1 pseudogene is annotated in these 433 nt (G+C 42.5%); it reads left to right on the top strand.

What is annotated here, in order from left to right:
- Window positions 1–433, top strand: a pseudogene (locus tag BU804_RS13310) (hypothetical protein); the annotation flags it as partial.

The raw sequence follows: 433 nt of genomic DNA, 5'->3' as shown, positions 1-433 counted from the left end.
CTCAACTAGGGTCTCGTCTGAGTCGTTTACTCAAGAATAAGAACGACTGTCTATTAGGAATCACAAAATACTCCAAAGATCCTGATTTTAGACAAATTCAAGCAATAGAGGAGCAACAGAAGAAAGAGCTATTAGAACGCACTCCAGAAGAGATTGCACTTCGTGCATCCATCGAGACACTTGCCGCTCTGGATATGCCGGCATTACAACCTAAGATAGAGGAAATGCAGCAACAACTTGCTAAGATGCAGCAAGAGAAAGAGCAAACACAACAGATGCCATTGCCTGAAACGGGCCCCAAAGCAGAAAGTCGCAAGAGTCTCCAAGAGAGAGAAGAGGAACTATTAAGGCAAATTGGCTTAAAAGAGATCATCCGATTTGATAATCTAGAAGATACGAGTCATTTATCCTCATGCCTTGCAACCTTTTCTGA

Origin of the sequence: Candidatus Protochlamydia sp. W-9, from assembly GCF_001950615.1 — a bacterium.
Classification (GTDB): domain Bacteria; phylum Chlamydiota; class Chlamydiia; order Chlamydiales; family Parachlamydiaceae; genus Protochlamydia; species Protochlamydia amoebophila.
The sequence above is the reverse complement of the archived record's forward strand: the minus strand, read 5'-3'. Positions and strand labels throughout refer to the sequence as shown.